General features: G+C 50.1%; 12 protein-coding genes and 1 pseudogene. 7 read left to right on the top strand and 6 right to left on the bottom strand.

Annotated features, from left to right (window positions below):
- Nucleotides 1-90: 90 nt before the first annotated feature.
- The 3 genes from MVK60_RS10545 to MVK60_RS10535 are packed head-to-tail and all read right to left on the bottom strand — an operon-like array spanning nt 91 to nt 1,606.
- Nucleotides 91-372 (bottom strand): hypothetical protein, encoded by a 282-nt coding sequence (locus tag MVK60_RS10545; protein ID WP_297439184.1) that lies wholly within the window; start codon nt 370-372, stop codon nt 91-93.
- The gene (locus MVK60_RS10540) at nt 369-659 is read right to left on the bottom strand and encodes a winged helix-turn-helix domain-containing protein (protein ID WP_297439182.1); all 291 of its coding nucleotides are present in this window, start codon (nt 657-659) and stop codon (nt 369-371) included. Before MVK60_RS10540 ends, MVK60_RS10545 begins: the two co-directional genes overlap by 4 nt.
- A gap of 38 nt (nt 660-697) precedes the next feature.
- Nucleotides 698-1,606 (bottom strand): hypothetical protein, encoded by a 909-nt coding sequence (locus MVK60_RS10535; RefSeq protein ID WP_297439180.1) that lies wholly within the window; start codon nt 1,604-1,606, stop codon nt 698-700.
- 207 nt (nt 1,607-1,813) lie between these two features.
- On the opposite strand from MVK60_RS10535, the gene MVK60_RS10530 reads away from it, so the two are divergent.
- Together MVK60_RS10530 and MVK60_RS10525 are read left to right on the top strand one after the other, a co-directional pair.
- Nucleotides 1,814-2,377 carry a DOMON domain-containing protein gene (locus MVK60_RS10530; protein ID WP_297439178.1) on the top strand — a complete coding sequence of 188 codons (564 nt, stop codon included), beginning with the start codon at nt 1,814-1,816 and terminating at the stop codon, nt 2,375-2,377.
- Nucleotides 2,378-2,379: 2 nt separating this feature from the next.
- Nucleotides 2,380-2,733: a hypothetical protein gene (locus MVK60_RS10525; RefSeq protein WP_297439176.1), complete on the top strand. Its 354-nt coding sequence runs from the start codon at nt 2,380-2,382 to the stop codon at nt 2,731-2,733.
- Here the strand turns inward: MVK60_RS10525 and MVK60_RS10520 are convergent.
- Nucleotides 2,730-3,260, bottom strand: coding sequence for a GNAT family N-acetyltransferase (locus tag MVK60_RS10520; RefSeq protein WP_297439174.1), 531 nt, complete (start codon nt 3,258-3,260; stop codon nt 2,730-2,732). The genes MVK60_RS10525 and MVK60_RS10520 overlap by 4 nt on opposite strands.
- A 54-nt stretch (nt 3,261-3,314) precedes the next feature.
- Between MVK60_RS10520 and MVK60_RS10515 the strand changes: the two genes are divergently transcribed.
- Nucleotides 3,315-3,791, top strand: a complete 477-nt coding sequence (locus MVK60_RS10515) for a ferritin family protein (protein WP_297439172.1) — start codon at nt 3,315-3,317, stop codon at nt 3,789-3,791.
- Nucleotides 3,792-3,823: 32 nt separating this feature from the next.
- Here MVK60_RS10515 and MVK60_RS10510 read toward each other — a convergent pair whose 3' ends face one another.
- Both MVK60_RS10510 and MVK60_RS10505 read right to left on the bottom strand, forming a co-directional pair.
- The gene (locus tag MVK60_RS10510) at nt 3,824-4,474 is read right to left on the bottom strand and encodes a hypothetical protein (protein WP_297439170.1); all 651 of its coding nucleotides are present in this window, start codon (nt 4,472-4,474) and stop codon (nt 3,824-3,826) included.
- A gap of 120 nt (nt 4,475-4,594) precedes the next feature.
- Nucleotides 4,595-4,972 (bottom strand): Fur family transcriptional regulator, encoded by a 378-nt coding sequence (locus MVK60_RS10505; RefSeq protein WP_297439168.1) that lies wholly within the window; start codon nt 4,970-4,972, stop codon nt 4,595-4,597.
- A gap of 103 nt (nt 4,973-5,075) precedes the next feature.
- On the opposite strand from MVK60_RS10505, the gene dps reads away from it, so the two are divergent.
- The 4 genes and pseudogenes from dps to MVK60_RS10485 form a co-directional block, all read left to right on the top strand.
- On the top strand, nt 5,076-5,627 hold the full coding sequence (dps, locus tag MVK60_RS10500; RefSeq protein ID WP_297439187.1) for a DNA protection during starvation protein: 552 nt from the start codon (nt 5,076-5,078) through the stop codon (nt 5,625-5,627).
- A 42-nt stretch (nt 5,628-5,669) separates the two neighbouring features.
- Nucleotides 5,670-5,972, top strand: coding sequence for a ferritin family protein (locus MVK60_RS10495; protein ID WP_297439167.1), 303 nt, complete (start codon nt 5,670-5,672; stop codon nt 5,970-5,972).
- 120 nt (nt 5,973-6,092) lie between these two features.
- Nucleotides 6,093-6,542, top strand: coding sequence for a ferritin family protein (locus MVK60_RS10490; protein WP_297439186.1), 450 nt, complete (start codon nt 6,093-6,095; stop codon nt 6,540-6,542).
- A gap of 168 nt (nt 6,543-6,710) precedes the next feature.
- A pseudogene (locus MVK60_RS10485) lies at nt 6,711-7,025 on the top strand (hypothetical protein); the annotation flags it as partial.

Genomic DNA, 7,025 nt, shown 5'->3' with positions numbered 1-7,025 from the left:
TTCGGCTCTTTCCCTCCCCTGGCCAGCAAGTACGTGCCGCCAATAAGAAGGAGAAGAACCAAAAATCCAAAGATTTCTTTTCTCATAACCTCACATCCTAGATATCGAATACAGCAGACCAACTCCAATCAGACCGCTCAGCGAGAGGAGAAGTAACGGCCCGGCAACGCTTTTTCCGAGCCCCATTTCGGCCCAGTGGATGTAGAAAACCACCGCGAGAACGCTCTGGAAGAGGAAGACCATGGAGACCCCAAAGAGTCTCCTCCCTACCCCTGTATTCCTCAGTGAGTAGTAGTTCTTGAGCAGCATGAGGGCCAGTGCGAATTCAGTTAAGACAATGAGTATGTTCACAATCCAGTATAGCCCCATCATAGGCCATTCCTCCTTAGTATTGACTCTATTTCATCCCAGTTTTTCTCCACTGCCTCACCAGGTATGTATATGGCCCCATAGTCGTTGCCAACCCTTTCAACGACACCGTGCTCTCGCATGAGTTCCAGATGGTACTTGACCGTCCGGTAGTTGAGGTTCAGCTCCTTGGCTATTCTGTGGACGTTCATCGGTGACTCCTTTATGCGGAAAAGAATCCTTGCCCTGGTGGGTCCTCCCTTTGATCCAACGAAGAGCCACAGGATGATGCTCCTGAAGTCCCTGTCCATGCTTTTCTTATCCATCTAAAAATAAATAAAGGTTTGGCTCAGCGGAAGTTGAAAGGATTAACCACGAACCAGACGTTTTTAACCCCCTGTCCGTTTACCTCGCCTCTCCTCTCATCCTTGAAGAAGTAGTAGAGCGGGTACCCCTTGAAGGTCGTGAACTTAACGCCGTTAACGTTAAGCTCTCCAAAGTGGCCCTGGATTACCGAGGGTGCGACCGGGTTCGGCCTGTAGAATGGAGGCCACTTTTGGAGGCACTCACCACTGCAGGCGCTCATGTTGACGCTGTCCTTGGCAAAGTAGTAGAGCGTCCTTCCGTAGTCATCGGTTAAATACGTTCCAAGGCCTTCCTGATAGGCTATCATGACATCATAATCCCTCATTACGTACCAGACGTGCTTCACGTCCTCGCCGTTTGTGTCCCCAGCCTTTTCGTCCTTGAAGAAATAGTACAGCGGCCAGCCTTTGTATGCCAGCTGGTAAGTTCCATCGCTCCTCTCTATGTAGCTGAAGTCCTTTGAATCAAGCACGGAAGGCGCTGAAACGTGATCTGGACTGAAGGCGGGCCACTTCTCGGCGCACGGCCCATAGCAGGAGCTTTTTCCTGAATTCGGAATGTCTTTTGCGAAGTAATAGAGGGTTCTTCCCTCACCGTCTGTGAGATAGTAACCGACTTTTTCATCGTAGGCTATCATCACGGTGTAGTTCTTGCTTTCAAGGGCAGTGGCCTTTGCTTTGTATTTGGAAAGCTCGCTCTGAAGCTGGTTTATCTGGTTTTCATAGCCCTGGACCTTTCCCTGGAGGTCGCTGAGCTGGTTCTGAAGGTCTATGACCTTCTTCTCCACGCTCTGGTACTCGGCCTGACTGACTCCCCTGGGAGCAAGCCCATAACCGAGGAGGCCCCCTATGAGGAGGCCTGCCAAGAGTATTCCAAAAACCTTTCCGTCCATTTTTAACATCTCCTTACATAGAACACTATGTTCTGTTTACATAAAAGTGTTTTTTGAGTATGTTATATAATTTGGGTACAAATTAGATACAAATGTAACACAAATGGAAAGAATTAAATAATTCCAAAAGCAAAACATCTATCAGTGTGTAGATATGAGAAGGGCAATCCTTGTTTTTGTTTTGCTCCTTATAGTTGCGGTGGCAGGATGCATTGGAGGTTCTCCACAAACACAGAGCGGTTCATCCAAAGGCTTGCCAACCACGTCAAAGACCTCTCGCCCTGGAAGGCCGACGGCGTAATCGATGAGAACGAATACTCCAACAGCCTTACCCTTGCCGGCGGAAAGTTTGAGGTTTACTGGCGGAACGACGGCGAATATCTCTATATGGCCATCAAGGGGGAAACAACCGGCTGGGTTGCCATAGGCTTCGAACCGAGCTACGCGATGAAGGACGCGGACATGATAATCGGATGGGTTCAGGACGGAAAGGTTTTCATCGTTGACGCGTACTCAACGGGAACCTACGGACTCCATCCTCCCGACACAAAGCTCGGCGGAACCGATGACATTCTCGAAAAAGCCGGTAGAGAGGAGGGTGGGTATACGGTAATAGAGTTCAAAAGGAAGCTTAACACCGGGGACAAATACGACAAGGTTCTAACTCCGGGAAAGGAGGTGAACTTCATCTTCGCAATGGCCGATTCGGATGATTTCACTACAAAACACAACGTTGCCAAGGGAAGCGGTGAACTGGTCCTGGAGGGTTGAAGATGGAGCCGTTTCAGGTTCACGCCATAGTTCAGGCGCCGGCTTTTTTCAACATTCTAGCGGGCATTCACCACGCTAAAAAACATAACATGAGAAGGCATCATGCCTTTAGTTGCCTCGGTATAGGCCTGTTGACCCTCGGTGTTGCGTACATGCTCTCCATTGTTGAAGGGATCCAATCAACTCACGGGGCTTTGGGTATTTTTACCTGTCTTCCCATACTGTTTACTGCCTTCAGCGGAAGACTGTTTTTGAGGAAAAAATTGAGCAGAGGAACACACCGAGCAATGGCCGTGTTTTCTGTCCTTCTATTGGCACTTCAGATATTCCCGGGGATATACAGCTTTCTCCTTTAATCTCCCTTTTTCAGCACCACGAACTCCTTATAATCCATCACCCTGGCGAAGCCCTTCTTTATATAATATGAGTAAGCCTCAAGCTCCGGGAAGGTTATCACGTAAGGTACTTTCCCGAGCTCCCTGAGGCGTTGAATGGCGAATCCCAGCAACTGGGAGCCGTATCCCCTGCCCTTGTAAGCCGGATCCACCATGAAGAACTCAATGAGTCCCGTTTTTTCACTTTTTATCTCCTCCGGCACCCACCATAGGTTCTTGCCTCTGAGGTTGTAGACAAGGGCAATCGTCCCGGCTATCTTTCCCCCATCGTCTCTCAGGACGTAGAGCTCGTCGAACTCATCTTTAAGCCTGAACTCAAGGAAAGGCTCGTAAATCTCCCGGAAACCATCAAAGTCGTCCGTTGAGGGCTTGTTCTCCACCCACTCCAAGGCAGGGTAAGCCCCATCAGTCCCCTGATAGATCCTGAAGACGAAGCGAACCAGTTCATCCTTAAGTTCCAGCGGCTCATCCACCCTTTCAATTCTCATCTATGTCCACCAAAGGTTATTATGGGTGAAGTGCTAAAACGTTTTGGTGAGGGCATGAACGAGCTTGAGGCCTTAGCCCTTGCCCTTGAAGTTGAGAAAGCCGAGCTAAAGTTCTACCTGAACCTGGCAAAGAAAACTAGGGACGAGAGGGCAAAGAAGATGTTCCTGTTTTTAGCTGGTGAAGAGGCCGAACACTGGGAAATCTTCGAGGAGAAGTTCCTTGAAAGTCTGGTGGAGAAGTGTCAGTTGCCGGCGGTAAAAGAGGAACTCCTTGAGAAGCTCCTCGTTAAAGCTGAAAACATTGACAGCGAGGTCGATGCGGTGAAAATCGGTATGGAGCAGGAGAAACTCACATGGGAGTTCTACGAGAAAGCCGCAAGAGAGGCAGAGCACGAAGCGGTGAAGAGAATCTTTGAAGAGCTGGCAAAGGTGGAGAAGGCGCACTACGAACTCCTGAAAGCCCAGTACGATTCGGTCATGAAGACCGGCATCTGGATGGACTACCAAGACTTCAGCCTTGAGGTGGACTGAATTCCTGCTCTCCACTGCCGGGAGTGTGAACCTCAGACCCCAATGATATCTGGCAAAACTTCAGGGGCTTCCAGTAGCTGGACGTCGTGCCTTTTACGGAGCTCCCTGCGCAGCCAGTACGAATGCTCCACCCCAACCAAGACCAGCATCTTGCTCTCCTTCCTCCCCTCATTTGCCTTGAGGATCTGTTCCAAAAAATATCCATTCCATTTTTCCCATGCCGCTTTCTCATCTTCCCCGAACAGCGAATTCTGGTAGTTCCTTTTGATCTCGAAATGCCTGTCCGTCTCGTGAGAGTTGACATCGAGAACCGAACTCCACCAGTTGAAAAGCACGCTGTATAGAGCTTCCACGTAGAGTTTAAAGTGCTCCAGTGCCTGGGGATTGCTCTCCTTCAGGTTCTTCATTGATCTCTTTGCCATCCCTATGAGTTCGGAATACTCTGGCTCAGGCGGTTCGAGGGGGATAAGCTCGCACTTCAGTTTATCAATCAGGGGATAAACGCTTTTCTGGTACTCCTGCTTTATTGTCTGTGGCACCCTGCCATCAACGTCTGAAGGCCTCAGCTCAACGGCGAGGATGTCCGGTGAAAAGGCCTCGATTATGTCTGAAAGGTGTTCGTATGTGTAGTAATCCACGTGGCCGTGGAACTGGTGCAAGGTAGAGAGAACTAAAACTTTCATAATATCACATCCTTTGTAGTGTTTAGAGAACATGTACTATAAAAGACTTTGCCATAGAATTGTCTCCACGCTTCCAGAAGAAAAAAGAGAATTAATGCGCGGCCCTTCTGTATTTGCGCTTCATTCCACCCAAACGTTGACGAGCTTGACCCTTCTACCTGTTTTCTCCCTTATCATTTCAATTATCTCGGGGTCGTTGAAGTCGATAACCCTGCCATCGCCTATCAGGTTGATGTGGGGTTCAGTGTTGAGCTCAACCCTTGTCTCCCCGTCCAAAGAGAAGAGTTCCACGAGTTTGAGCTCCTTTAACGTTATTAGGTTGGAGTAAAGCGTCGAAAAGCTCATCGTTGGAAAATCCTCTCTTATTTTAGCCAGCACTTCAGTCAGGGAAGGATGGGACGGCCCAAGCTCCTCAAGGACTTCGATAAGCTTGAGGCGCTGGGGCGTGAGTTTGTAACCACTCCCCTTGAGTCTTTGTAGGGCCTTTTCTCTCCACATAGTTCAGCCTTTGTGAGCCGACTTATAAGCCTTTCTAATCAAAACTAACTTCTAAATAGAAAAGTTTATTAACAAGAAATACCTAGGGTTTCTGGTGAAACCTATGTCTGAACACAACCGAAGACTTGTTGAGAAGGCCGGAATAGACGTGGAAAAACTTCTGGATATGCTGCTAAGGGCCGCGGCCGCGGAGTTTACGACCTATTACTACTACACGGTTCTGAGGAACCATGCGGCAGGCATGGAGGGCGAGACGATAAAGGAGATAATCGAGGATGCCCGCCTTGAGGACAGGAACCACTTTGAGGTGCTGGTGCCTAGGATTTACGAGCTTGGTGGTGAGCTCCCGAGGGACATCGTTGATTTCTCCAAGATGGCCTGGTGCCGCGACGCTTACCTCCCCGAGGAACCGACCGTTGAGAACATCCTTAAGGTCCTCCTTGAGGCAGAGCGCTGTGCGGTCGGCGTTTACACCGAGATATGCAAGTACACATTTGGAAAGGACCCGAGGACGTACGACCTGGCTCTGGCAATACTCCACGAGGAGATCGAGCACGAGGCATGGTTTGAGGAGCTCCTCACCGGCAAGCCGAGCGGCCACTTCAGGAGAACAAAACCCGGAGAGAGCCCCTTCGTCTCGAAGTTCCTGAGGTGAAAAGGGTTATTAGGCTAGACGAGAACTTGAGTTGGTGATACTATGCTGGCGAAGTATCCGTTTGAGCTCCCGAAGGAGAGATCCCTGACGAAGGTGGAGATTGCACAGGCCCTTCGCTGGGCCATCGAAGCTGAGCTTGACGCTATAAATATCTACGAGCAGCTTGCGGAAGGCATCGAGGACGAGAGGATAAAGCACATCTTCCTTGATGTTGCCAACGAAGAAAAGGAGCACTTCGGGGAGTTCCTCGCGGCCCTCTTTGAGGTGGATGAAGAGCTCGCGAAGTACATGAAAGAGGGCTTCGAAGAGGTCGAGGAAGAGACCGGCATAACGGTTAAGTTGTGAAATCTCCGGCTTTGATCTTTACCCTTTTCTTTTGGATTTTCATCACGACTATGAACGTTGTAGTCCTGTCCAGTTCAACAAAAAACGTTATTAAGGTTCGATGTCCACATTACTTCGGTGATGTCCATGTCAGAGCCACTGGTTAAGAGGGCGTATGAGACCGAGAAGAAGGCCGCCTCCAGCTACGTCGACGGTCTGAAACTCATAAGGGGGCAGGGGCTAAGATACACAAAGGTGGAAGAGATTGTCGGCAGGATAGCCGTCGATACGGTCATCCACAAGCACCTGATGAAGGCCATTTTAGAGGCCCAGAAGGAGCTGGAGAAGCTCGCGGGAGAGGGCCCCCTGGGGGAGGTCAAGGAGATCGAACTTGTACCCGAGCAGGAAGCCCTGGTAAAGCGCTTTGCCGAGATGCACCTTGAGATAGAGAAAGACATGATAGAGACATACCAGAAGATGGCGGAGAGGATGACCCACCCCCTGTTCAAGGGGCTCTCGGAGGCCCTCATCAAGAACGAGCAGGAGCACCACAGGCTACTTGCGGAGCTGATAGCGAAGTACAAGGAGTAGCTTTTGTTTCCCGCTGATTTCCTTTGTTTAAATGGTGTGCACTACTCGGTTCTTTATGAACAGGAAAACACCCCATTCTCCGGGTGTCTGGGATACGAACCGGGCAAGGATACCGGGCCGGGGAAAGTTTAATACCTTTCGACGCCGATTTTAATGGAGGTGATTGGGATGAAAAAAGCGCTTGTAACCCTCACCCCGCCCGAAAGCAAGAGACTCATCGCAAAGGCCGTCGTTGCCATGCCCGAAGTCCAGCACGCCCTTAAACACGGCTTCGTGTACATAGCCACCGGTACAACAGCGGCCTATGTGGCCGAGGAGATACTGGGAGAGGAAATTGAAAAGGAGAAATGGACCGTCGGCGTTATAAGCAAGGGCAGAACCTGTGTTACACCGAAAAAAACCTGGCCAAAGCACCTCGTCCTCTACAAGGGTGAGCCCTTCGACGACCCGCTTGAGGCCCTGAAGCAGATGGGACCGAAGGAC

The organism is Thermococcus sp., assembly GCF_026988555.1.
GTDB lineage: Archaea > Methanobacteriota_B > Thermococci > Thermococcales > Thermococcaceae > Thermococcus.
The sequence above is the reverse complement of the archived record's forward strand: the minus strand, read 5'-3'. Positions and strand labels throughout refer to the sequence as shown.

What these genes read in the sequence shown, in the direction of transcription:
- dps (WP_297439187.1), top strand. Translation starts at nt 5,076, where the DNA reads ATGTCTGAACACAACCGAAGACTTGTTGAGAAGGCCGGAATAGACGTG.
- MVK60_RS10520 (WP_297439174.1), bottom strand. Translation starts at nt 3,260, where the DNA reads ATGAGAATTGAAAGGGTGGATGAGCCGCTGGAACTTAAGGATGAACTG.
- MVK60_RS10490 (WP_297439186.1), top strand. Translation starts at nt 6,093, where the DNA reads ATGTCCATGTCAGAGCCACTGGTTAAGAGGGCGTATGAGACCGAGAAG.
- MVK60_RS10540 (WP_297439182.1), bottom strand. Translation starts at nt 659, where the DNA reads ATGGACAGGGACTTCAGGAGCATCATCCTGTGGCTCTTCGTTGGATCA.
- MVK60_RS10495 (WP_297439167.1), top strand. Translation starts at nt 5,670, where the DNA reads ATGCTGGCGAAGTATCCGTTTGAGCTCCCGAAGGAGAGATCCCTGACG.
- MVK60_RS10530 (WP_297439178.1), top strand. Translation starts at nt 1,814, where the DNA reads ATGCATTGGAGGTTCTCCACAAACACAGAGCGGTTCATCCAAAGGCTT.
- MVK60_RS10505 (WP_297439168.1), bottom strand. Translation starts at nt 4,972, where the DNA reads ATGTGGAGAGAAAAGGCCCTACAAAGACTCAAGGGGAGTGGTTACAAA.
- MVK60_RS10525 (WP_297439176.1), top strand. Translation starts at nt 2,380, where the DNA reads ATGGAGCCGTTTCAGGTTCACGCCATAGTTCAGGCGCCGGCTTTTTTC.
- MVK60_RS10545 (WP_297439184.1), bottom strand. Translation starts at nt 372, where the DNA reads ATGATGGGGCTATACTGGATTGTGAACATACTCATTGTCTTAACTGAA.
- MVK60_RS10535 (WP_297439180.1), bottom strand. Translation starts at nt 1,606, where the DNA reads ATGGACGGAAAGGTTTTTGGAATACTCTTGGCAGGCCTCCTCATAGGG.
- MVK60_RS10515 (WP_297439172.1), top strand. Translation starts at nt 3,315, where the DNA reads ATGAACGAGCTTGAGGCCTTAGCCCTTGCCCTTGAAGTTGAGAAAGCC.
- MVK60_RS10510 (WP_297439170.1), bottom strand. Translation starts at nt 4,474, where the DNA reads ATGAAAGTTTTAGTTCTCTCTACCTTGCACCAGTTCCACGGCCACGTG.